The organism is Flavobacterium sp. P21, assembly GCF_050632225.1.
GTDB lineage: Bacteria > Bacteroidota > Bacteroidia > Flavobacteriales > Flavobacteriaceae > Flavobacterium.
The window spans coordinates 3,788,518-3,812,364 of record NZ_CP192585.1 but is presented as its reverse complement, the minus strand read 5'-3'; the positions used below and the strand labels follow the sequence as shown (position 1 = coordinate 3,812,364).

The following is a 23,847-nucleotide window of genomic DNA, read 5'->3' as shown; positions in this document are numbered from 1 at the left end:
CAAAACGGATTTAAAAAGTCCAATGAAGATTTAAAAGAATTTGAAATAGCAGGAAATGATAAAGTTTTTTATCCGGCAAAAGCAAAAATCGAAGGTAAAACAATTGTAGTTTCTTCTGAAAAAGTAAAAGATCCAATTGCAGTTCGTTTTGCATGGAAAGCAGTTCCAGAACCAAATTTATTCAGCGCTGAGAATTTGCCTGCTTCGCCTTTTAGAACAGATGATTGGATAAATAAGAACTGAGAAATAAAAATAAAGAATCTGCTAAATCTGCAGAATCTGCGAGAAAAATATAAAATATCAAATGAAAATTAAACTAAAATATCTTCTTCTAAATCTTTCAGCAGTCTTGTTTACCCTAACAATGACAGCACAAAAAGAAACGAAAAAAGATCAAAAACATATCGCACCCAAACCCTTATATCGCGACCCAATTTATGACGGAGCCGCGGATCCCACAATTATTTGGAACGAAAAAGAAAAAAGTGGTTCATGTTTTACACCAATCGAAGAGCCAAAGATTCAACAGCAAAAGGAATTACATGGGTGCATGGAACAAAAATTGGCGTTGCAACTTCTGAAGATGGAGCAAAATGGACGTACAAAGATACTTGTAGCATTAACTATAAATTAAAAGATGTCACGTATTGGGCGCCAGATGTCATAAAATACAAAAATAAATATCACATGTATTTGACCATCGTTCCCGGAATTTTCAATGATTGGTATCACCCGCGTTCGATTATTCATCTGACAAGTTCAAATTTAATGGATTGGAAATTTGAATCGGAGTTGAAATTGGCTTCGGAACGATGTATTGATGCTTCGGTTTTTCAATTGCCAAACGGAACTTGGAGAATGTTTTACAATAATGAAAATGACGGAAAATCAATTTATTATGCAGACAGTAAAGATTTATACAATTGGACAGACAGCGGAACGAAAATTGTAAAAGATAGAGGGGAAGGTCCAAAAGTTTTTGTTTGGAAAGGAAAAAACTGGATGATTTCTGATTCATGGAGAGGTTTAAATGTTTATTCTTCAGAAGATTTTTTAAATTGGAAACGTCAGGAAAAAAATATTCTTCAAACTCCCGGAACTGGTCTTGATGATAAAGTAATTGGAGGTCATCCCGATGTGATTGTGAGCGGAGATAAAGCATATATCTATTATTTTACACATCCTGGAAGAACTCCTGAAAATAAAGGGGTAGATAGCTACGAAACAAAAAGAAGTTCGATACAAGTTGCCGAACTGGAATATATAAATGGTGAAATTGGTTGCAATAGAGACAAGCAGATTCAAGTTAATTTAAAACATTAAAAAATGGCAAATAAAAATACAATTCGAAACGCTTTCAAAATGAAATTAAAACCTGGTTTTGAAGCCGAATACAAAAAGAGACACGACGAAATCTGGCCTGAATTATCAGCTTTGCTTTCAGAAACGGGAATACAGGATTATAGTATTTTTTTAGATGAAGAAACGTTGATTTTATTTGCCGTGCAGAAAATCAGCCCAGATTTTGATTTCGATTATTTGCCAAATCATCCAATTGTAAAGAAATGGTGGGCCTATATGGGCGATATCATGGATACAAATCCAGATAATTCGCCTATATCAATTGGTTTAAAAGAAGTTTTTCACTTGGATTAAAGGATCGTTGTAAACCTGAAACCTGAAACAAAACAAAAATGAAAACAAAATATTATTTGTCAATAGCTTTTGCAACAGCAATTTTATCGGTTTGCAATGCACAAAAAGTTACTTTGAAAAACACTTCTAATCTAGCTGTGCCTCAAAAAGCAATCAGTATAAAAAGAAGTCAGATTGGGGCGAAATATGTTGCAAACAGTTTTCCAATTTTAATCAGTAAAAACGACACAATTCCGGCTCAGCTTAATGATTTAGATGGTGACGGAAAATGGGACGAACTTTTTTAGTAACTGATTTTACGGCTAACGAAAAGAAAACAGCATCATTAAGCTGGTCACTTAAAGATCCTAAATTTCCAATAAAAACAAGCGTTCGATTCGGAAAAAGAGAAGCAAAAGATTTGCCAGTTCAGCCAGCGACAGAAGAAGTTTTAATGGCGAATCAAGTCCATAAAAAATTAGGTTTTCAAAAATATCAAACTGACGGCCCAACTTGGGAAAATGACAAAGTTGGGTTCAGACATTATTTGGACGGAAGAAATTCAAAAGATGTTTTCGGAAAAAAATCCCCGCGATTACACCAGAAAATGTTGGAATAAACAGCAAAGGCGCCGTTGAAGATAATTACCACGTAATGTACGATTGGGGAAGAGATATTTTCCCTGTTGGAAATTCTGCTGGTTTGGGCGGTTATGCTTTATTAATCAATGATAAAATCAATCGTCTTGGAATTTTGACAAACGACACACTGAACAATGTCGAAAAAACAACTTTTAAAATTGTGAGCGAAGGTCCAGTTAATTCGGTTTTAAGTTATAAATATCAAAATTGGAAAGCTTCAGGAAATAATTATCAAGTTCAAGAAACGACTTCAATCTGGCCTGGAATGTATGGTTATGAAAATACGGTTTCAATCAGCGGACTTAAAGGCGGTGAAACATTTTTGGTCGCCATTTCAAACATAAACAATAAAAATCCGCTTAAGGTTGTTGAGGCCGGTGATTGGGTTTGTTTCATTCAGCATGATAATTTGACTTACAACCGAGAATGGATTTTAGGAACTGCAATTTTGGTTCCGAAAAAATCTACAAAGGATATATCGAAGCTCCAAAAACAGGGCAGTTGACAGATTCGTATTTGGCAAAATTATCAATTGAAAACAATAAAAAAATCAGTTACTACGCCATTGCAGGTTGGGAACTGAGTGCCGATAAAAATTTTAAAGACTCTGAATATTTCAGCAATTATGTAACCACTTTGGCCAAACAGCTTTCTGCCAAAATAACGATTGAAATCAGTAAATAAAACTAATACGTAAAACTAACACACTAACCATATGAACTATAAATCAACCCTTTTAGCAATGCTCGTGTTTGCATCATTTACAAATGCAAATGCGCAAAAAACAGATGCCACAGCACCATTGCATTTAATGCGACCTGATTATCCAACGCCGTATATTATTCCGCAAAAAGAAAACATAAAAGCAGTTTTGGACAGAGTTTATAATTTTTTGGATAAAAATTCGGCTTCAAAAATTGTTGATGCAAACACAAAAGCAGAGATCACAAATTATAAAAAAGGAAATCAGGATATTGTTTTTGAACCAGGTGCTTTCAGATTGACGAGTTATGAATGGGGTGTGACATATGCTGGAATGCTTTTGGCATCTAAAGCGACAGGCGAAAAATATTTTGCAGATTACTCGAACAAAAGAATTCAGTTAATCGCAGATATCGCCGAGAATTATAACGAAAAAAACATCAAGGATAAAGACATGCTGAAAACGCTTCACCCTGAAGCATTAGATTTTGCAGGAGCGCTTTGTGCGACATTTATCAAAGCTAAAAAAGAAGGTTTGAAAGCCAATATTGATCCTTTGGTAAACAATTATATCGACTTTATCAGCAACAAACAATTCCGCTTAAAAGATGGAACTCTGGCAAGAAACAGACCGCAGGACAATACACTATGGTTGGATGATATGTTTATGAGTGTTCCCGCTTTGGCACAAATGGGAAGTTATACCGGAAATGCAAAATATTACGATGATGCTGTAAAACAAGTCAATCAATTTTCTGAAAGAATGTTCAACAGCCAAAAAGGAATTTATATGCACGGTTGGGTAGAATCTATGACGGTTCATCCACAGTTTCATTGGGCAAGAGCAAATGGCTGGGCGGTAATGACAATGGTCGAATTGCTTGAAGTTTTGCCAAAAAATCATCCAGGTTACAATCAAGTTTTGACGCAGTTGCAAAAGCATATTGCTGGCTTAGTTCAATATCAAGACGGAACTGGATTTTGGCACCAATTATTAGACAGAAATGATTCTTATTTAGAAACTTCGGCAACGGCAATTTATGCCTATTCTATCGCCAGAGCAATCAATCGCGGTTATGTAGACAAAATGACTTATGCGCCAGCAGTTTTATTGGCTTGGAATGCTGTTTCAACAAAAGTAAATGATAAAGGCCAAGTAGAAGGAACCTGCGTAGGAACCGGAATGGGCTTCGATCCAGCGTTCTATTATTACCGTCCAATAAGTGTTTTTGCCGCGCACGGTTATGGCCCAGTTTTATTGGCTGGAGCCGAAGTGATTATGCTCTTAAAAGACAGTCAATTCCAGATAAATGACAGCTCTATTCAGTTAAAAATCGAAGGGAAAGATAATCTGCATAAATAAAATTATGAGTTATGAGTTTTGAATTATGAGTTTTGAAACACAATCATAACGTTCTGTTTGTCATCCTGACGAAGGAAGGATCACACAAGAAACTCGACAAAGATTGGCGATTCTGATTGCGGAATTTAGAGTGTGATCCTTCCTTCGTCAGGATGACAAAAAACAAAAAAACAGCTATGCCTTTGCGAGATTCATCCACAAAGCAATTCAAAAAAACCTTGTGTCTTAGCGCCTTCGTGGCAAAAACACCAACAACATATGAAATCAACAATCAACATACTTTTTTTATTACTGAGCACAATTGCTTTTGCCCAAATAGGAAAACGTTTTCCATCAGAAAAAAGATAATCAAAGATCCCGTTACAGGTATCGATTTGATCTTTTTAACGACAAAATCAGCAGGAGATTCGAAAACATATCCAACACATCCGCAATGGACAGCAGACGGCGAATGGCTTATTTTTAGAACCAAAAGAGCCAACGGAGAAGGTGTAGCAGTAAATGAAAAGTCGGGTGTTATGGTTCAAGTTACCGAAGGCGGTTATACAGGAACTTTATGCATGGCACAAAAATCAATGAAACTGTATTTTATGAGAAAAGGCGAAGCCGATAAAATGCAGATTATGGAAGTGAATTTAGAAGCTGTTTTTGCTGATAGTGAAAAAGGAAAAATGAAACCCGTCTCGGCTTATGAGCGTGTATGCGGGACAACAAATCCAGAAATGGGTGCTTCGGGAGATATGGCTTTAGATGCAAATGAAGACCGAGTTTATTTCAGAATTGGAAAAGAAGAAGCGGCAAGGCATTTAGATCCGAATATTAAAATTGAAAAAAGTTTCGGACCAAGAAATATGGGGGCTGGACCAGGCGGAATCGGCAGTATGAATATTAAAACAGGGGAATTGAAACATGTAATTTCAGTTCCGTTTCAAGTTGGACATATTCAGTCTAATATATGGAATCCGGGCGAATTGGTTTTTTGCTGGGAAACTGGAGGAAAATCTCCACAACGTACTTGGACAGTAATGGCCGATGGATCTGGTTTGAGGCCGTTATATCCAGAATCTGATTTTGAATGGGTGACGCACGAAGCCGTTATTTCTAAAGATGAGGTTGCGATGGCGATTATGGGGCATAGAAAAATTGATATTGAAAAAGAAACTCCAGTAGAAGTTACTGCTAGTACTGAAGTTAGAAATCCGCAAAATCCTGGGCAAGAAAGCAATTGGGGAAAAGCTGGAACGCGTGAAAAACCGACAGGCTTAGCTATTGTAAATTTAAGAACCAGAGAAATGATTATTGCAGGACAAACCAAAAGCGGTAGCGGTTTATGGCACGTTCACGGTTCTTCTGACGGAAGATGGGCTGTTGGTGATGACTTTTCAAGAAGTTTATATTTGATTGACAGAAAAACGAACGAAATGAAAATGCTGACAACAGGGCATAAAGAAACCGCAAGAGATCACGTTCATCCTACTTTCAACAGAGACGGAACTAAAATTCAGATTCAGTCGGCGATGCTTTCTGAGGATAATAGAACGCTTAATATCTGTATTGTAAATGTGCCGAAAGATTGGTTGAAGCGTAAATAGAGAAAAGTTAGATAAAAGAAGCAAGAAGAAAATAGAATGTTTACTAAGATTTATTCTGATTTAAAAAGTTTAATTATAGAAATGGCTTGTCTGTTTCTTTTGATGAATTCTGCTTTTGTATTTGCTCAACAAGCAGGAAAATATGATGCTATTAATTCTGGAACGCCTTGGCTTGATCAAAACGGAAATATTATAAGTGCGCACGGAGCAAACATTATAAAAGAAAAAGATAAGTTTTATTTATTTGGAGAAGCACACAGTGACACCAGTAATGCATTTGCTGGATTTAATTGTTATTCTTCAAAAGATTTATACAATTGGAAATTTGAAAACGTTGCGCTTCCAATACAGGAATCTGGAAAATTGGGGCCAAATCGTGTTGGAGAAAGGGTAAAAGTGATGAAATGTCCAAAAACCAATGAATTTGTAATGTACATGCATGCCGATACTTTGACTTATAAAGATCAGTTTGTAGGTTATGCCGTTTCAAAAAATATTGAAGGGCCATACACATTCAAAGGTCCAGTTTTATTTGACGGAAAACCTATAAAAAAATGGGATATGGGAACTTTTCAGGATACTGATGGTTCGGGATACATTTTGGTTCACGGAGGTGAAATTTACAAATTGAGTGATGATTATAAATCGGTTACCGAAAAAGTAAACGAGAACATCACAACCGGATTTGAATCGCCAACAATGTTGAAAAAAGATAATTTGTATTATTTTATCGGCTCGCATTTAACAAGTTGGGAGAAAAATGATAATTATTATTACACGTCAAATTCACTAAAAGGCCCTTGGGAATTTCAGGGTTTGATTGCGCCAAAAGAAACCTTGACATGGAATTCGCAATCAACTTTTATTTTGCCAATTAAAGGATCAAAAGAAACAACATACATGTTTATGGGTGATCGCTGGTCGTTTCCTAAGCAAGCTTCTTCTGCAACTTATGTTTGGCAACCTCTTGTAATTTCTGGAAAATCAGTTTCAATGACGGTTTATCAGGAAACTTGGAAAATTGATTTGGAAACCGGAATTGCATCTGTGCCAAAAAACACGAATAAAATTCTGAAAAGTAATAACAAAGAAATTAAATATTCGGGTAATTGGAGTCATACAGATAAAGAAAGCAAATCTGATGATAAAGACGCATCATTTTCAATAAAATTCAAAGGTCAACAAATAGGTTTTTCAAGTTTTGTTGGAACAGAAAATGGCTACGCTAAAGTTGTTTTGACAGATGAAAAAGGAAAAATTGTTACGACTGCAATTGTCGATTTGTACAGTAAAAGTGCAACAGAAACATTGGTTTATAAATCTCCGATTCTGAAAAATGGCAATTATACTTTAAAAGTTTCGACAACTGGAGAAAGACCAAATTGGTCCGATAAAAGAAAATCAAATTACGGAAGTACAGGATATTATATTTCTGTAACTAAGATTGAAATAAAGAAATAATTTGATAATTTATAGTTAATCAAATTTTAGCCACAGATTAAAAGGATTAACACATATTTAAAAAATCCTTAAAATCGTTTTAATCTGTGACTAAAAAAAATAGTCCGCAAAGGACAGTCATAAAAAAATAAAATTAAAATAATTTGCAATGAAAAAGTTTTTCACTTTGATTGTATGTGTTTTGGGAATTTCTCAAAGCACATTTTCACAAAAATACAGTAATGACAAATTTCCTGATGGAACCGAAATTCCAGTTTGGTTTAAAACTTACACAAAACTTGAATTAAAAGATTTAGGAAAAAATACACGATTACTGATTTTGGCGTAAGCAAAGACAGTACAAAAGTTCAAACTAAAGCAATTCAAAAAGTAATTGACAAAGCGGTACGCAAACGGCGGTGGCGTTATTATTATTCCAAAAGGAGTTTTCCTCAGCGGAGCTTTATTTTTTAAGCCAAAAACAGCTTTGTACGTAAGTGAAGGCGGCGTCTTAAAAGGATCTGATAATATTGCCGATTTCCCAATTATGCCATCGAGAATGGAAGGCCAAAATCTGGATTATTTTCCAGCTGTGGTTAATGCTTATGGCGTTGATAATTTTTCGATTTCAGGAAAAGGAACCATCAACGGTAACGGAAGAAAATATTGGGATGCTTTCTGGGCACGCCGTAAAGAAAATCCGAAATGCACCAACCTTGAAGTTTCAAGACCAAGATTGGTTTTTGTTTGGAATTCAAATAATGTGCAATTTCAGGATGTGAAATTCATTAATTCAGGCTTTTGGACGAATCATTTTTATAAATGCAACAACATAAAAATACTAGATGCTTATATCTATTCTCCTCACAAAAAAGGTGACGCTCCAAGTACAGATGCAATTGATCTTGATATTTGTAACAATGTCCTTATAAAAGGATCTAACATGTCTGTAAATGATGATGCTATAGCGCTAAAAGGCGGTAAAGGCCCTTATGCAGACCAAGACAAAAACAATGGAGCGAACACCAATATTATTATTGAAGACTGCAAATTCGGATATTGTCATTCTTCATTGACTAACGGAAGTGAAGCGATTCATAACCGAAATATTATTATGCGCAATTGCGAAGTGGATGGGCCATCAATATTACTGCATCTTAAAATGCGACCTGATACACCGCAACTTTACGAATATATTAGACTAGAAGACATTAAAGGACAAACCAAAAATGGTTTGGCAATTTTAGCATGGAAACAATTCTTTGACATGAAAGGCCGTCCTGATATTCCGCTATCGTATGGAGATAATGTTACTTTAAAAAACATTGACCTTAAATGCGAAGTCTTTTATAAAGTCGAAAATGATCCAAATGTTCGTTTGTCAAATTTCACTTTTGAAAATTTAAAAGTTGAATCTACTAAAGCTGATATTGACAAAAGTTTGATTAAGAATGTGACTTTTAAAAATGTTTATGTGAATAATAAGGTTGTTGAGTAAGCTCAAAGATACAAAGTTACAAAGTTACAGAGTTGCAAAGGTTGATTCTTAGGTTTTGAAGTTTAAGTTCCGAAGGAACGAAATATATTGTAGAGATAGATTTTAATCCATCATTAGCAATTAGAACCCAATCTTGTCATTCCGAGGAACGAGGAATCACACTAGTAACTCCGCAAAGAATATCGCCAATCTTTGTCGATTCTCTGGTGTGATTCCTCGTTCCTCGGAATGACAAAACCAACGGAAACCAGTTTAATCAGTAAAATCCGTGCGCCATCAAATTATGCACAATATAATCCGAAAATGAAAAAAATACTGCTATTAATTTTCTCGATTTCATCCATAAATGTTTTCTGCCAAAACAAAAACGCAAGTGATTTTGTAATCGCAGATTCAAATCATGCAGTAAATATTTTTATTGACAAAAACACAGATCCATTAATCGTCTGGGCGGTAAATGAATTGGCAGATGATGTTAAAGAATTAACAGGAAATCGACCAGAAATACTTCAAGCAAATTCATTTTCAAAAAAGGAATTTACATTGGAAAAGTTTCTGATGCCTTGTTTAAAACCAGAAAAGAGCAAAAAGAACTTTCCAATCAATGGGAAAAATTTTCAATCCAAAAAGAAAAAGAAAATCTTGTAATAGCAGGTTCAGATGTTCGCGGAACCGTTTATGCCATTTTTGAAATATCAGATCGTTTGGGGATTTCTCCTTGGAAATGGTGGGCAGATGTTCATCCCATAAAACAAGAAAAACTTTCATTAGAATTTTCAGATAAAAATATAACTACATCGCCTTCGGTTCAATATCGTGGTATTTTTTTAAACGATGAAGATTGGGCACTTCAGCCTTGGGTCGCCAAAACATTTGAACCAGAAACGGGAGATATCGGTCCAAAGACATATGAGAAAATCTTCCAATTATTATTACGTTTAAAAGCTAATACCATTTGGCCTGCCATGCACCCGTCAACAAAAGGATTTTTTACGATAGCTGGGAATAAAGAAATAGCGCAAAAGTATCATATCGTAATTGGTTCTTCGCATGCTGAACCGATGCTTCGAAATAATGTTGACGAATGGAAAACAAAAATCTACGGCGATTATAATTATTTTACGAATAAAACGCAGGTTGATAAATATTGGCAGGATCGTTTAGACGAACTAAAATCGGCTAAAAATGAAACGATTATGACTTTGGGAATGCGAGGCGTTCACGACAGTAAAATGGAAGGTGCAAAGGATTTGAACGAATCAATTTCTATGGTGGAGAAAATCATTCAAAATCAGCGGGAGATGCTTTCAAATACTTTCAAAAAACCTTTAAAAGACATTCCGCAGGCATTTGTTCCATACAAAGAAGTATTAGAGTTATACGATAACGGACTTAAAGTTCCGAGTGATATTACGCTAGTTTGGCCCGATGATAATTACGGATACATTCGCCGTTTGAGCAATGAAGAAGAGCAAAAAAGAGCAGGAGGAAGCGGTGTTTATTATCATATCAGTTATTGGGGAAGACCTCACGACTATCTTTGGCTGAGTACGATGCAACCGGGTTTGATTTGGTACGAAATGAATAAAGCGTACCAAAACGGAGCCAACAAAATGTGGATTGTAAATGTTGGCGATATAAAACCTGCCGAATATGATACGGAGTTGTTTCTGGACATGGCTTGGAACATCAATAGCATTAAATCTGACGGACTTAATCAGTATTTGAAAGATTGGTCAGCAAGAGAATTTTCGCCTAAAATAAGTGCTTGCCGTTAGTGCTGTTTTTGAAGAATATTATCGTTTGGCATTTCTAAGAAAACCAGAATATATGGGCTGGAGCCAAACGGAGCCAACAACTCAGGTTAAGCTTTCTGATTTTTCGAAGGAAGAAATTTGGAGAAGAATAAAAGCGTATGATTCTTTAATCGAAAAAGTGGACAGTCTTTCGGCATTTATTCCGCAAGAGCGAAAAGATGCTTGGTTTCAGTTGGCAGTTTATCCTATAAAAGGTTCGGCTTATATGAATCATAAGTTTTTGTACTGGAATTTGGCCGCAATGACTTCAGATGAAAAAGAAAAGACAAAATATGAACTTTTGGCTTCAGAAGCTTTTCATAAAATTGAAGTGCTCACAGATTTTTACAATACAAAATTAAGTAACGGAAAATGGAATAAAATGATGTCAATGCGTCCAAGAAACCTGCCTGTTTTTGATTCGGTTAAAAAGCCCGAATCAGTCAAAATTGAGCAAGAGGAAACAGAAAACAGAATCGCAATTCAGGCCAACCAATTTGTATCAAAAAAAGGCTTTAAAAACTACGAATGGAAAACAATCAACGGTTTAGGCTACAGCAACAATGCGATTACTTTATTTCCGTTGAAACAGCAATATTTCAAAACAGAAAAGCCTTTTGTAATATATGAGTTTGAAATTAAGACTTCGGGCGAATATGAAGTAGAAGTTCGTTTGCTTCCAACACATGCTAATAATTTTGATCACCAAATTGGTGTTCAATTGGATAAAAATACCTTACAAAATTTTAAAACAAATACGAGAGACAGAGATAAAACTTGGAAAGAAAATGTTTTAAGAAACGGTGCAATTGTAAAACTTCCTGCTCTGAATTTAGAAAAGGGAAAACACACAATCAAAGTTGAGGTGAACCAGACAGGCATTGTACTAGATCAGCTGGCAATTTATCCGTCAAGCGAAGGAAGTTCTTACGAAATACCTTTAAAATAAGTATTAATTGATGAGTATGAAGCAGTAAGATCTTCAAAAAGTAAAAAAAGTTTAAAAAAAATAAAACTTTAAATTTTTGTAATCCATTGATATAGAGAATTAAAGAAATGAGGTTAAATTATTATTAACTGAAATAGCCTAAACCGTTATAATTTTAACACTAAACGTGCGTTATAGTTCCAGCAAACTTCTATTTTTGCGCCTTAATTTAACAAGTATAAGCATGAAAGATCTATTAGTAAAAATCAACGCCGAAATTGACACATTCAAAGCAGAAGCTGAATCTTTAACTGAAAAAGGTATCAAAGTCGCTGGACCAAGAGCTAGAAAAGCTACTTTAGAAATTGAAAAACTTTTGAAAGAATTCAGAAAAGTTTCTATCGAAGAATCAAAAAAATAATACTTAGGTATTCAAAACAAAAACCTCGCTTATGTAATGTAAGCGAGGTTTTTTGTTTTTAGTCAAAAGTCAAAAGTCAAAAGTCAAAAGTCAAAAGTCGAAAGTCAAAAAGTGAAATTTATAATTAACAATTTACCATTAACCATTATTTTGGGGTTTCAATATAATCTTTCAAGTTGCAATCTTTTAGTTTTTTAAGGCTTTCTGCAACTGTAAGGGCATTAAATGCCGCGCCTTCTGCGCCCGTATGCGTATGATCTTTTGGGAAAAAAGGCTTAACTTTTTCTTTTCCTAAAGCTTCATATTTTGTAGCGACAATATCATTTAAATCTATAAAAGGAACTTTTTCTTGATCAGCGACGATTTTTGACCACGCGACATAAGTATCCGCTCTGCGTTCCGCTTTGTCATTTGGCCATTCGTTTCTTGGTGTTAGACTAATAACAATCGGAATAGCGCCTTTTTCTTTGGCTTCTTTGATGAATTTCACCATATACCACCCAAAAGTATGTACAATCTCTTTTGAGCCGTCTGGACGTGTTACTTCTTGCGTTTCGTCGCCATTTCCTTTTAAAGAACCTCTGAATTTTTCTTTGTCAATATCTCCAGCATCATTATGTCCAAACTGAATAATCACAAAATTTCCTGGTTGTAACTGGCTTTTTACTTCATCCCAAAGACCTTCATATACAAAAGTTCTGGTGCTTCTGCCACCGCGCGCTTTATTGATAACTTCAATTCTGGTTGTATCGCAATATTGCGGAAAAGGAACGCCCCAACCAACAGCATCCGGATTATTGTTGTTGTTCGCCATTGTTGAATCGCCAATTAAAAATAATTTTTTCTTTGGCGGAAGCACAATTTTTGGATTCGGTAAAATGTAATTTTTCAATGAATTTTTACTTGCTTTTAATTCATTTATAATTACAGAAGCCGATAAAACTGCGCCTTTTGCAGATGTATGCGTATGATCTTTTTTGTAGAAATAAGTTCCGGTTACTTTTGCTTCGCCGACTTTCTCCATTTCTACGGCCATTTTTTCATTCAAATTGATGAAAGTAACTTTTTCTTTTTCCGCAATTTGTTTGGCCCATAAACCGTATGATTTATCATTTCTTGGCACTTTTCCTTCTTTCCAATCGTTTCTCGGAATTGGCGAACAAATTATCGGAATAGCGCCTTTTGATTTGGCTTCGCGAACTACTTTCTGAATGTACCAGCCGTAACTGTGAACCGTTTCGTGTTTTTTGGTAATCAAATTATCGATTTCCTGGCTCTCATTTCCGATTCCTTTAATGGTTCCTCTTGCTCGAATGGTGTCATTAATTGGTCCGTCGTCATTATGTCCAAACTGAATCAAAACATAATCGCCTTTTTTTAGTTTGTTCAAAACCTCGATCCATAAACCTTTGTCATGAAAAGTTCGACTGCTGGTTCCTCCTAAAGCATGGTTTTCAATATTGACTTTTGTAGTGTCTAAAAACTGACCAATATAATCACCCCAGCCCCAAAGTCCGCCAGCGCCGTCGCCTTTCCCGTTTTTTACAGTAGAGTCGCCAACCATATAAACAGTTGGTTTGTTGTTTTTGGTGGATGTAAAATTGAAAAATAATATTGCTAAAAGTAATGCAAAAAGTATTTTGAATGATTTCATAATTTGTGAAATGTAAAATGTGTATTTAACCGCAAAGTTCGCAAAGGTTTACGCAAGGCACGCTAAGCTTTGCGAACTTTGCGATTTTTCAGCATAAAGAGATGAAAATCTTAGCGTGCTTTGCGGTTAAAAATGATATAGTTTTTCAACCTGAAACTTGAAACAAAGAAAACCTGAAACTAAATCTTATCTCTAAAATCAAACCACAAATTCATTTTAATTCCGTCGTCACCGCTTTTGATTCTGATATTTGTTGGCTGACTTTGTGGTCCTTGTTGTTCTAAAGGCTTGAAATCTCTCATCGCTGGAATTTCATACATAAACGAAATATCGCCTTCTGGAAATGCCGGTTGCGGATTACTTCCTGGGAAACCATTTTTAGGCAAATCAGGCGTGAATAATCTCAAAAATAAATTATCAGATTCGCTGAAAACTTTAAACGATGAAGTGCCTGCTTTTAAATTTGCTCCCAATAAATTGGCGTGATAACCTTTAAATTCTGGATAAACTAAGTTTTCGAAACTTTCTCCCGTAATCGTATTGTTATAGTCTTTCTCCCAAATGCCGTATGTTGTTCCTTTAATTCTGTTTTTCCAAACATGGTAAGGACCTCTTCCAAACCATTTAATGCCTTTCACATCTTTTTCAGGAAAACTGAAAGTGATTCCGAAAGAATTGATTTTATCCTCGAAAAAAGCACCGTCGAATCCGTCTGCACCGTTTGCTCTTTCATTTTTTAAAACTATCATTTCCATTTTAAATCTTCCATCAGGTTCCATAGTCCATTTGATCGAATAAATTCCACCAACGTATGAAACAGTACAAACAGCTTTATCACCTTCTTGAGAAACCTGAATATCTTTTAGTTTCGCTTTCATTCCAATTGGGCGTGGGCCATTTGTCAATGGAATTATTGAAGTTGCATTTTTAACCGATGTAATTTCTCCGTTTGCCGAATTTAAAATTACCGTAACATCGCCACCTTTTAAAGTTACTTCATTTGCAGTTTTTACAGCCGATGCTTTTGCTTTTGTATTTTGAACTGCTAAGAATTTATTAGCATAAAATAAAGCTTTATGAATAGGCCAAGTCCAAGTATAAATTTCTTTTCCAAACTGATCAAAAGCCGAAATCGATAAAACATCGCCTTCTGCAAAATTGCTCGGAACAGGAAATTTGATTTTATGGGTTTCTCCCGGATCAATACTCGGAATTTCAATTTTTCCTGAAGCAATTTCTTTAGCAGTTCCATTCGTATAAAGCACATTTTTATCCGATTGCAATACTTTGAATTCCATTTTGCAAGTATTCAGATTGCTAAAAAGATAATCATTTGTAATCAAGAAAGAACCGTCAAAATCTGGCGTAACTTGTTTTGGCTGAAACTGAATTGGCGCCCAAACTTCTTTTACAGTATAATAACTTCCTTCTCTTTCACGATGCGGACCTAAAATTCCGTCTGCGGCCAATGAACCTTTTGAATCAAATTTGGCATCTCCTTTCCAATCAGAACGTAAAACAGCTTCATCTAACATCGCCCACATAAATCCTCCTGCAAAAAGCGGACTTTCTTTATAACGATTCCAGAAATCTTCAAGCGCGAGCACCGTGTCCGTTGTCGTAGGTTCCGTGCATAAATTCCGTTGGGAAAAATACATTTTCTCCAGCATTGAAACGGTGCATTCCGGTCAAGTAAGTCGGGTAGTGGTGTGTGTCCCAGCCTTTGAAATCAGCCCAAGGATGAATTACAATTCTTTTTGCGGATCAAGATCTGCGAAGACTTTATCAGTATCATAATTCCATCCACCTTCATTTCCATTATCCCAAATAATTACTGACGGATGATTCACATCTCTAATAATCATTTCTGTTGCTAATTTTTTTCCAGTTTCGGTATCATACGAATTTTGCCATCCAGCCAATTCGTTCAAAACAAAAAGACCAAGAGAATCACAAACTTCCAAGAAATGCGTATCTGGCGGATAATGCCCGCGAACGGCATTCATGTTCATGTCTTTAATTAATTTTCCGTCCAACTCGCTGATGCGTTTGCTAGTACTTCTTCCGCCTTCTGGCCAAAATGAGTGACGGTTAATTCCTTTCATGACGATTTTTGTTCCGTTCATGTAAATTCCGTCTTGTTTTTTAAACTCTAAAGTTCTGAAACCAATTCGCTTGTCATAGTGATGAACTGCAGTTCCATTTTGCTTTAAAACCAATTGCAATTCGTATAAATTTGGATTTTCAGGATTCCACGGTTTTATGTTTTTCCATTGCGCCACAATAGTTTCTTTAGTTGCTTTTGCTTTTATTGGAAATGTAAAAGTTTGGAAATTTTCTCCGTTTAAACCTTTTAAAGTGGCTTCTAAAGTGGCATTTTTAGAAACGTTTTTCAGATTTACATCAACCGTAATAGAGCCATCCATTTTCGGATTTACGGCAATATTTTCAATATGCGTTTTAGGAGAAACTTCCAACCAAACCGGACGATAAATTCCTCCAAAAAGCCACCAATCCGCTCTTCTTTCGGCGGCGTTAACCGATTTGTTAGCTGAATGTTTCCATACATGAACTTCTAAAGTATTTTTTGAACCATATTTCAAAAGCGATGAAATATCGTATTTAAACTCATAAAAACCACCTTGGTGAATTGCTCCGGCCAGTTTTCCGTTTACTTTAACTTCAGTATCCGTCATGGCACCTCCAAAAGCGATTAAAACATCTTTGCCTTTGTAGTCTGCAGGGACTTCAAATTCATATTTGTATAAACCTTCTTCCTTGCTGGGTTCTTTTTGGTTCAATTCTTTGTACCAGCGTCCATAAGTATATTCGCCAAAACCTTCTAATTCCCATTGCGACGGAACATTTATTTTAGACCAAGTTTTGCTGTTGTTTCCATCGGTACAATAAAAATCCCATTGCACAGGATGTTCAAAATCTTTTCCTGAAAGATAGACTTTATCAGTTTGTTGTGCATGGCTGTTTTGGGTCAGAAAAAGTGCAAACGCCGCAAGTGAGAGATTTTGGATAGTGTTTTTTAGTAGCATAGTAAAGTGAATTCTTTGATGGTTAATTGCCATCTGGTTTAACAATTTCGAAGCGTGCGCTCATTGGCAAAGTCCAGCTTGAAATGAAATTTGGTTTCTTCGGATTATAATCTGGTGTTTCTTTTTTGATATTTTTCTTTAGCGGAATATCAAGTTCACGAATGCCTTTCAACACGCAAAGCGCAATTTCGTTGGCTCCAAATCCATTGAAGTGTGTGTTGTCGTCTAAAGCTTTTTCCTGTCCCGGAAAAGTATTGGCAGGATATTGTACAAAAGCTTTTCTTGAAGGTTCGTCGCCCCAAGTTTCATATAACTCAGTTGTCATTTTTGTAACGTCAATTAAAGCGATATTATTTTTTTGGCAACATCGCGCATGGCGGCGGGAAAATCACCGTGTGTTTCTTTTAAAGTTCCATTTTCATTAAAAAAACGGCGTTGTGTTGGCGTTACCAAAACCGGAATTGCACCTTTTTCTTTAGCAGAATTTACAAACTCAGTTAATAATGTCGAGTATGACCCCCACGCGCCATTTCCTTCACCTTTTATTTTTTCGTCATTATGTCCAAATTCCACAAATAAATAATCGCCTTTTTTGATTTCAGAAAGTATTTTTTTCAGACGATTTGCTCCTTTGAATGAACTTAAAGAAGAACCTGAGTAAGCATAATTTGCAACCACAATATTCGAATCAAAATAATTCGTAATAAATTGTCCCCATGATGCCCAAGGTTCTACATCCTGATCCGTAACGGTCGAATCTCCAGCCAGATAAACTACAGTTAAATCGTCTTTTTTTGTTATTTTAATACTTTGAATAGAAACTTCGCCCAAAAATTCAAGTGTCAGTTTGTTGTCCCAATTCAAAATTTCTTTTTCGCGGTCTTTTAAACTGATATTCGTCTGATCGTCTATTTTAGTACTTCGAACATTTACGTTAAAAGTCTGTGTTGTTTTTTGTCCTTTTTCCATAGCAAATTGATTAAGCATTAATCGTCGTGATTCTGCTTTTATTGTCACTTTTGAATCTTTTTCAGCGCTTCCCATTGTAACTTCAACTTGATAATTTCCTTCTGGAACAGCAACAGAAAAATAGGCTGGTTTGCTAACTGAAAAAGAATTTGAATTGATTTTTACATTAGAAGCCGAATTAAAATCAAAGCCGTAACCTTTTGCTTCAGAGTAAATTAATGCATTATTTATTAAGGCGTTTTTTTTGTCTTTTATGGCAGTTCCAAAAACAAAAAGCTGTGATTCGTTTTTGACTGCATCCTTATTTTTATTTTCTGAAGAAGAACAAACCGAATTATTTAAAGTCGTTTTGGAATGCATGGCAAAGAATTGACTTGGCATTGCCAAACAAATAACCATCGATAAGAAAGTACTGATTTTTACCAATTTTTTGAGATTTTAATTTTTTTATTTTCAAACTTAACGGTTCATTTTTGATATAGTATCCTGTACTATGATGTTAAAAAGAATTTAAAAACGCTAAAAATTAATATACTTTTTATATTTCGTAAATCAGGAAGGTACAGGATAGTATACCACAAAAAAACAAAGAAATTGCATCAGAATTATTGAATTGATAAAAAAAAGCGATTTTAATTTTATTTAATTCTTATTTAGTTTCAGCCTTTTTTATTGCTTTATGAACACAAAAAAACATTCTTTTACAACGCTTTTGAGTTTACTTTTTATTTGTTCAATTTCAGTTTTTGGACAAAGTAAAGAAGTGCGCAAACTGCATTATGCGCCAGAGGAAAATGCTTTTGTTTTAAAAAATGGAACACGAAAATTCAATCGTGCTTTATATGGTTCGAACACGGGATTTAGAGTTGAAACGGGCGATTTACCAGAATTCGCAATGTATATGCCGGGAATGGGAGGAAACTTCAAACTCGGAATTACAAATGGAAATGAAAGCAAATGGATTACTGAAGCTTCTAAAATCGAGACAAGATATGTTTTAGGAACGATGCATTATGCAATTGAAGATGCGATTTTAGGAAATGGAAAATTGTTTGTTGACGTTGTCGCTTTAAAAGAAAAAGAAGGTTTTATTGTGAAAGTTTATGGAAAAGGAGTTTCTAAAAACAGTAATATTATTTGGGCTTTTGGAGGCGCAACTGGAAAGAAATTCAGCCGAGATGGTGATATTGGTGCCGATCCGGAATCCGTTTTTTATTTGCGGCCAGAATATTGTCTTGGTAATAAATACACTTTACAAAAACAGTCTTTTTTATTAGAATATGGTTCTGAAAGCAACAAGCAAAAAACAGGAAATAATAAAAGTTTAAATGGATTTTTTCCTGAATCAAAAGTAATTTTGACGAATGCAAAAAATCAAAATTCACCTTTGGAATTGTATAATTCGAAAGTAGAAGAGTTGCCTATTATTTCAGGAAAAATAAAAAGCATTTCAGAAAAAGCTATTTATTGGTTATTTTCTCCAGAAGATTTAAAAATGGCTCTTCCTCAAAAAGAAATCGCACAGCTTTATGAAAAATCGGTTCAGGAAACACAGGTTTTAGCGAATCGAGTAAAAGTAAAAACGCCTGATCCTTATATCAATAATTTGGGTTTTGCACTTTCAATCGCTTCAGACGGAATTTGGGAAAATCCAGCGTATTTACACGGTGCAATTGCTTGGCGTATGTATTTGAATGCTTGGCGTGGCGCTTATACCGCAGATCCTTTGGGCTGGCACGATCGAGCAAAAACGCATTTTGCAAGTTATAGCAATTCGCAAGTAACATCTCCAGAAAGTGGTCCGATTGTTTTGGATGACGAAAAAACTTGGCACGTCAAAAAGAAGAAATTGGAACTTCAATGTTCAGTAGCGGTTATATCAGCCGAAATCCGAATAAAAATACAGTCGCGCATCATTATGACATGAATTTGGTTTTTATTGATCAAATGCTCGCGTCATTTTAAATGGACGGGCGATCTTGCTTTTTTGAAAGAAATGTGGCCCACAATTGAGAGGCATTTGAATTGGGAAAAAGAAACTTTGATCCAGACAACGACGGACTTTATGATGCTTATGCGACAATTTGGGCTAGCGACGCTTTGCAATACAGCGGTGGCGCCGTGATTCATTCTTCGGCGTATAATTATTATGCGAATAAAACGGTTGCTGAATTAGCTAAGAAAATTGGAAAAGATGCAACACCTTATGAAAAAGAAGCGACTAAAATTTTAAAAGCTTCAAATGAACAGCTTTGGATTTCAAAAAAGGAATTTTTGCTGAATACAAAGATGCTTTAGGAAATAAATTATTGCACGATTCTCCGGGAGTTTGGAGCATTTATCACACAGTTGATTCGGAATTGTCGAATCCGTTTGAGAGTTATCAAATGTTGAATTATGTTGATAAACAGATTCCACATATTCCAGTTTCGGCAGAAGGTTTGGATAAAAAAGATCTTTACGTTATTAGCACAACCAATTGGCAACCGTATACTTGGTCGATTAATAATGTGGCTTTGGCAGAACAATTGCATACGTCACTGGCTTTCTGGCAAGGCGGGCAATCCGAAAAAGCTTTTAAAATGTGGGAAAGCGTTTTGATAGAAAGTTTGTATTTGGGCGCTTCTCCAGGTGGTTTTGAACAGCTTTTGTACCAAGATGCCATACGTGGTGAATTGTACCGCGATTTTGCTGATCCGATCGGGATGGCATCGCGAACTTTAGTTGAAGGACTTTTCGGGATTCAGCCGGATGCCATTGCAGAAGTTTTGACGATTCAGCCGGGTTTTCCTAAAGAATGGGAAGAAGCTTCTTTAGAAGTTCCGGATATTTCGATTTCTTATAATAGAGATAATAGAAAAGATAGTTATCATATCGAAAATCGTTTTGCATCAAAAATGAATTTGAAATTGATTCTGAATGCCTATTATGAAGGAATTGAAAATATTACCATAAACGGAAAAAAGCGTCGTGGAAACCAATTCCTGAAAGTATTGGAAATCCAAAAATTAGCATTGAAGTACCGTACAATTCGGTTTATGATATTGTTATAAATTGGAAAGCAGTGACTTTTGCAACTATGTCGCATAAACCGTCATACAATTCTGGCGATGCTTTAAACATGTTGATTTGGAAAGGAGAAATTGTTTCAGTGTATGACCCACAAGCAGTTTTGGGTAAAATTATAAAGTCAGAGAAAGATTTTCAATCTACAGTAAACGGCGAGGGAAATAAAACCTTTTTTATCCAATTAAAACAAGGCGATTTTACTTGGTGGATACCCATTGAATTTGATTTAAAAAGCAAAAAAGAATCAGAAGTTACAAACTTGGATCTTCCATTGGAGAAGTCACAACGTGCAGAAACCATTTCACTTTCGTCTTATTTTAATGCAAAGGTTACAGATATTTTTAATGTTGAATATTTGTCTCCAAGACCGCAAACAGTGACACTACAGCTTCCAAAACAAGGAATTGGAAATTGGTGTTATCCCAATATTTCAGTAAAAATTGATGATAAAGGTTTACGCGAAAAAGCCAAGCAAACGGGAGAAATCAAAACACCAAATGGAATTCCGTTTAAAACACCTTCTGATGAAAATCAGAAAAATATCATCTTTACTTCGATGTGGGATAATTATCCGAAAAGCATTGATATTCCGTTAGATGGAAAATCTTCGCATGCTTATTTCATGCTTGCCGGAAGTACAAACCCAATGCAAAGCCGAATTAAAAATGGAGAAATTAAAGTGAATTATGCTGATGGAACCTCAGAAATTTTGGAATTAAAAAACCCTGAAAACTGGTGGCCAATCGAACAAGATTATTTTGTTGATGGTAAAGCTTTCACAACCGATGCGCCAAAACCGCAAAGAGTGTACCTGAAAACCGGAGAAATATCGAGCGATTTTAAAGATTTTACAACAATAAAAGGCTTTACAAATTATGGCGTTGACGGCGGTGCAGGAACCATTTTGGATTTGCCTTTGGATAAAAATAAAACATTAAAAAGTATGACTTTGAAAACAATTGCTAATGATGTAGTGATTGGTTTGATGAGTGTGACTTTAATTCGATAATAATATGAAACGGCTTGAGATTTAACCACAAAGCACGCAAGGTTTTTGTCATTGCATGATTGTAACAACGCAAAGTTCGCAAAGCTTTGTGTTGATAAAGCTTTGCGAGCTTTGCGTTTTTAAACGTATTGCTTAGTAAAAAAACTTGCGTGCTTTGCGGTTAAATTATCTCATTTCAAGCAAAAACCAAAAAATAACCAAATGAAAAAACAACTTTTAATCATTGCAATTCTATTTTCGGCATCGCTGTCCGCTCAAAAAATAGATCGAAAAGCATTAGTAACTCGTCATAATGTTCAAATTACGGCTATTGATACGTTAGCTTCTTTGACGGTTGGAAATGGCGCTTTTGCCTTTACGGTCGACGCTACAGGATTGCAGACTTTTCCGAAAACCTATCAAAACGGAATTCCATTAGGAACCGAGTCAGAATGGGGTTGGGACAGTTATAAAAATACGGAGAATTTTAAGTTTTCTGAAACCTTGAAAGACTATCAGCAATATGGCAGAAATGTTTCGTATACGGTTCAAATTAAAGAACCAAAGAGAAAAGTTGACGCTATTAATTGGTTCAGACAAAATCCGCATTTGGTGCAATTGGGGAATTTAGGTTTTGAAATTTTGAAGAAAGACGGAAGTTTGGCAAAACCTGCTGACATCAAATCAATTTCTCAAAAACTGAATTTATGGACTGGAGAAATCGAAAGTTATTTTGAAGTTGAAGGAATTCCAGTAACCGTATTAACTGCTTCGCACCAAGAAAAAGATGCGATTGGCGTAAAAGTAAAATCGGATTTATTACAGCAAAAACGACTAAAAATCAGTTTAAGAATTCCGTTTCCAACTGGAGACTGGGCCGATTTTGGAACCAAATATGAAGGAAAACAAAACTATACAAGTACGTTAACTCAAAAATCAAAAACAGAAGCTGTTGTAACACATGTTATGGACAGTATTTCATACAATATTGATTTTATGTGGAAAGGAAATGCTCAAATTAAAAAAACGGGAGATCATTATTTTGTTGTTGAGCCATCAAACACAAATACATTAGAATTAAGTACTCTTTTTGCTTTGACAAGTAATAAAAGTCAGAACGCTTCTTTTGCAGAAATTGAAAATAGCAGTGTAAAAGGATGGGAGCAATTTTGGTTAAGCGGTGCGGCAGTTGATTTTTCTGGAAGTACAGATCCGCGTGCGAAGGAATTGGAACGAAGAGTAATCTTGTCTCAATATTTAACGAAAGTACAATGTACCGGAAAAGTGCCACCACAAGAAACCGGATTAACATATAACAGTTGGTACGGAAAACCGCATTTAGAAATGCATTGGTGGCATGGCGTTCATTTTGCACTTTGGAACAGAGCTGACTTGCTTGAAAAAAGCCTTCCGTGGTACGAAAAAGTTTTTGATAAAGCCAAAAATATTGCCAAAAGACAAGGCTTTGAAGGCGCAAGATGGCAAAAAATGACAGATCCTGATGGTAATGAAAGTCCGTCATCTGTTGGTTCATTTTTGATTTGGCAACAACCACATTTTATTACGTATGCTGAATTGATTTATCGAGCAAAACCTACAGCTGTAGTTCTGAAAAAATACAGCGAGCGTGTTTTTGCAACCGCCGATTTTATTGCTTCGTTTGCAAATTATGATGCCAAAAACGATCGTTATGTTTTAGGCCCAGGCGTGATTCCAGCGCAAGAACGCTTTAAGGCGATGGAAACTTTTAATCCAACTTATGAGTTGGCATATTGGAATTGGGCATTAAAAACGGCAATTTCATGGAAACATGGGATGAACCAAGATGTGCCTGAAAAATGGGAGAAAGTTTTGGCTAAATTATCCAAACTTCCTGTTTCAGGAGATGTCTATCTAGCAACAGAAAGTGCCACAGATTCATACACAAATCCAGAATTCAAAACCGATCATCCATCTGTTTTAGGAACTTTTGGAATGCTTCCTGAGACTTCTCTTTTGGACAAAAAAATCGTGAAAAATACTTTTGATTTGGTTTGGAAAACGTGGTCTTGGGAAAAAACCTGGGGTTGGGATTTCCCGATGACGGCTATGTCGGCGACATGAT

The 23,847-nt window shown here is 35.6% G+C and carries 22 protein-coding genes and 1 pseudogene; 18 read left to right on the top strand and 5 right to left on the bottom strand.

The features are described from left to right. Positions 1–492: 492 nt before the first annotated feature. The 13 genes and pseudogenes from ACQ9BO_RS19105 to ACQ9BO_RS19045 all read left to right on the top strand — a co-directional run bounded on the left by ACQ9BO_RS19105 (position 493) and on the right by ACQ9BO_RS19045 (position 12,016). Positions 493–1,323 carry a family 43 glycosylhydrolase gene (locus tag ACQ9BO_RS19105; RefSeq protein ID WP_431242034.1) on the top strand — a complete coding sequence of 277 codons (831 nt, stop codon included), beginning with the start codon at positions 493–495 and terminating at the stop codon, positions 1,321–1,323. 3 nt (positions 1,324–1,326) lie between these two features. Continuing rightward, a complete protein-coding gene (gene rhaM, locus ACQ9BO_RS19100) occupies positions 1,327–1,656 on the top strand; it encodes an L-rhamnose mutarotase (protein ID WP_431242033.1) in 330 nt (109 codons plus the stop codon). A 38-nt stretch (positions 1,657–1,694) separates the two neighbouring features. Next, positions 1,695–2,781, top strand: a pseudogene (locus ACQ9BO_RS19095) (DUF4861 family protein). Next, positions 2,778–2,960, top strand: a complete 183-nt coding sequence (locus ACQ9BO_RS19090) for a DUF4861 family protein (RefSeq protein WP_431242032.1) — start codon at positions 2,778–2,780, stop codon at positions 2,958–2,960. The pseudogene ACQ9BO_RS19095 and the gene ACQ9BO_RS19090 overlap by 4 nt, the downstream one beginning before the upstream one ends. A 58-nt stretch (positions 2,961–3,018) precedes the next feature. Next, positions 3,019–4,341, top strand: coding sequence for a glycoside hydrolase family 88/105 protein (locus ACQ9BO_RS19085; protein ID WP_431242031.1), 1,323 nt, complete (start codon positions 3,019–3,021; stop codon positions 4,339–4,341). Between the two features lie 176 nt (positions 4,342–4,517). Beyond that, on the top strand, positions 4,518–5,933 hold the full coding sequence (locus ACQ9BO_RS19080) for a hypothetical protein (protein WP_431242030.1): 1,416 nt from the start codon (positions 4,518–4,520) through the stop codon (positions 5,931–5,933). 36 nt (positions 5,934–5,969) lie between these two features. Continuing rightward, a complete protein-coding gene (locus tag ACQ9BO_RS19075; protein WP_431242029.1) occupies positions 5,970–7,394 on the top strand; it encodes a family 43 glycosylhydrolase in 1,425 nt (474 codons plus the stop codon). Between the two features lie 148 nt (positions 7,395–7,542). Next, a complete protein-coding gene (locus tag ACQ9BO_RS19070) occupies positions 7,543–7,722 on the top strand; it encodes a hypothetical protein (RefSeq protein WP_431242028.1) in 180 nt (59 codons plus the stop codon). Between the two features lie 45 nt (positions 7,723–7,767). After that, positions 7,768–8,871, top strand: coding sequence for a glycoside hydrolase family 28 protein (locus ACQ9BO_RS19065; protein ID WP_431242027.1), 1,104 nt, complete (start codon positions 7,768–7,770; stop codon positions 8,869–8,871). Between the two features lie 228 nt (positions 8,872–9,099). Further along, positions 9,100–9,519 (top strand): hypothetical protein, encoded by a 420-nt coding sequence (locus ACQ9BO_RS19060; protein ID WP_431242026.1) that lies wholly within the window; start codon positions 9,100–9,102, stop codon positions 9,517–9,519. Beyond that, positions 9,435–10,649, top strand: a complete 1,215-nt coding sequence (locus ACQ9BO_RS19055) for a glycosyl hydrolase 115 family protein (RefSeq protein WP_431242025.1) — start codon at positions 9,435–9,437, stop codon at positions 10,647–10,649. Before ACQ9BO_RS19060 ends, ACQ9BO_RS19055 begins: the two co-directional genes overlap by 85 nt. After that, the gene (locus ACQ9BO_RS19050; protein ID WP_431242024.1) at positions 10,636–11,616 is read left to right on the top strand and encodes a hypothetical protein; all 981 of its coding nucleotides are present in this window, start codon (positions 10,636–10,638) and stop codon (positions 11,614–11,616) included. Before ACQ9BO_RS19055 ends, ACQ9BO_RS19050 begins: the two co-directional genes overlap by 14 nt. A 223-nt stretch (positions 11,617–11,839) precedes the next feature. Continuing rightward, positions 11,840–12,016, top strand: coding sequence for a histone H1 (locus ACQ9BO_RS19045; RefSeq protein WP_431242023.1), 177 nt, complete (start codon positions 11,840–11,842; stop codon positions 12,014–12,016). Positions 12,017–12,161: 145 nt separating this feature from the next. On the opposite strand, the gene ACQ9BO_RS19040 is transcribed toward ACQ9BO_RS19045, so the two are convergent. From ACQ9BO_RS19040 to ACQ9BO_RS19020, 5 genes are all read right to left on the bottom strand, one after another. Continuing rightward, entirely contained in the window at positions 12,162–13,670 is a 1,509-nt protein-coding gene (locus ACQ9BO_RS19040; RefSeq protein ID WP_431242022.1) for a rhamnogalacturonan acetylesterase, read from the bottom strand. 179 nt (positions 13,671–13,849) lie between these two features. After that, the gene (locus ACQ9BO_RS19035; RefSeq protein ID WP_431242021.1) at positions 13,850–15,277 is read right to left on the bottom strand and encodes a beta-galactosidase domain 4-containing protein; all 1,428 of its coding nucleotides are present in this window, start codon (positions 15,275–15,277) and stop codon (positions 13,850–13,852) included. Between the two features lie 138 nt (positions 15,278–15,415). Beyond that, complete coding sequence (locus ACQ9BO_RS19030; protein ID WP_431242020.1) at positions 15,416–16,717, bottom strand: glycoside hydrolase family 2 protein; 1,302 nt, start codon at positions 16,715–16,717, stop codon at positions 15,416–15,418. 22 nt (positions 16,718–16,739) lie between these two features. Next, positions 16,740–17,042, bottom strand: coding sequence for a hypothetical protein (locus ACQ9BO_RS19025; RefSeq protein ID WP_431242019.1), 303 nt, complete (start codon positions 17,040–17,042; stop codon positions 16,740–16,742). Between the two features lie 14 nt (positions 17,043–17,056). Then, complete coding sequence (locus ACQ9BO_RS19020; RefSeq protein ID WP_431242018.1) at positions 17,057–18,112, bottom strand: rhamnogalacturonan acetylesterase; 1,056 nt, start codon at positions 18,110–18,112, stop codon at positions 17,057–17,059. A gap of 253 nt (positions 18,113–18,365) precedes the next feature. Here ACQ9BO_RS19020 and ACQ9BO_RS19015 point away from each other — a divergent pair, with 253 nt between their 5' ends. From ACQ9BO_RS19015 to ACQ9BO_RS18995, 5 genes are all read left to right on the top strand, one after another. After that, positions 18,366–19,613, top strand: coding sequence for a DUF4450 domain-containing protein (locus ACQ9BO_RS19015; RefSeq protein WP_431242017.1), 1,248 nt, complete (start codon positions 18,366–18,368; stop codon positions 19,611–19,613). A 98-nt stretch (positions 19,614–19,711) separates the two neighbouring features. After that, positions 19,712–19,984 carry a hypothetical protein gene (locus ACQ9BO_RS19010; RefSeq protein ID WP_431242016.1) on the top strand — a complete coding sequence of 91 codons (273 nt, stop codon included), beginning with the start codon at positions 19,712–19,714 and terminating at the stop codon, positions 19,982–19,984. Beyond that, complete coding sequence (locus ACQ9BO_RS19005; protein WP_431242015.1) at positions 19,939–20,739, top strand: hypothetical protein; 801 nt, start codon at positions 19,939–19,941, stop codon at positions 20,737–20,739. Before ACQ9BO_RS19010 ends, ACQ9BO_RS19005 begins: the two co-directional genes overlap by 46 nt. A gap of 11 nt (positions 20,740–20,750) precedes the next feature. Beyond that, positions 20,751–21,764 (top strand): hypothetical protein, encoded by a 1,014-nt coding sequence (locus ACQ9BO_RS19000; protein ID WP_431242014.1) that lies wholly within the window; start codon positions 20,751–20,753, stop codon positions 21,762–21,764. Between the two features lie 201 nt (positions 21,765–21,965). Then, complete coding sequence (locus ACQ9BO_RS18995; RefSeq protein WP_431242013.1) at positions 21,966–23,846, top strand: hypothetical protein; 1,881 nt, start codon at positions 21,966–21,968, stop codon at positions 23,844–23,846. Position 23,847 lies beyond the last annotated feature (1 nt).

Bases quoted from the DNA above. Each gene is read 5' to 3' on its own strand.
- ACQ9BO_RS19105 (WP_431242034.1), top strand. From the start codon at position 493: ATGTTTTACACCAATCGAAGAGCCAAAGATTCAACAGCAAAAGGAATT.
- rhaM (WP_431242033.1), top strand. From the start codon at position 1,327: ATGGCAAATAAAAATACAATTCGAAACGCTTTCAAAATGAAATTAAAA.
- ACQ9BO_RS19085 (WP_431242031.1), top strand. From the start codon at position 3,019: ATGCTCGTGTTTGCATCATTTACAAATGCAAATGCGCAAAAAACAGAT.
- ACQ9BO_RS19080 (WP_431242030.1), top strand. From the start codon at position 4,518: ATGCCTTTGCGAGATTCATCCACAAAGCAATTCAAAAAAACCTTGTGT.
- ACQ9BO_RS19075 (WP_431242029.1), top strand. From the start codon at position 5,970: ATGTTTACTAAGATTTATTCTGATTTAAAAAGTTTAATTATAGAAATG.
- ACQ9BO_RS19070 (WP_431242028.1), top strand. From the start codon at position 7,543: ATGAAAAAGTTTTTCACTTTGATTGTATGTGTTTTGGGAATTTCTCAA.
- ACQ9BO_RS19060 (WP_431242026.1), top strand. From the start codon at position 9,100: ATGACAAAACCAACGGAAACCAGTTTAATCAGTAAAATCCGTGCGCCA.
- ACQ9BO_RS19045 (WP_431242023.1), top strand. From the start codon at position 11,840: ATGAAAGATCTATTAGTAAAAATCAACGCCGAAATTGACACATTCAAA.
- ACQ9BO_RS19040 (WP_431242022.1), bottom strand. From the start codon at position 13,670: ATGAAATCATTCAAAATACTTTTTGCATTACTTTTAGCAATATTATTT.
- ACQ9BO_RS19030 (WP_431242020.1), bottom strand. From the start codon at position 16,717: ATGCTACTAAAAAACACTATCCAAAATCTCTCACTTGCGGCGTTTGCA.
- ACQ9BO_RS19025 (WP_431242019.1), bottom strand. From the start codon at position 17,042: ATGACAACTGAGTTATATGAAACTTGGGGCGACGAACCTTCAAGAAAA.
- ACQ9BO_RS19015 (WP_431242017.1), top strand. From the start codon at position 18,366: ATGAACACAAAAAAACATTCTTTTACAACGCTTTTGAGTTTACTTTTT.
- ACQ9BO_RS18995 (WP_431242013.1), top strand. From the start codon at position 21,966: ATGAAAAAACAACTTTTAATCATTGCAATTCTATTTTCGGCATCGCTG.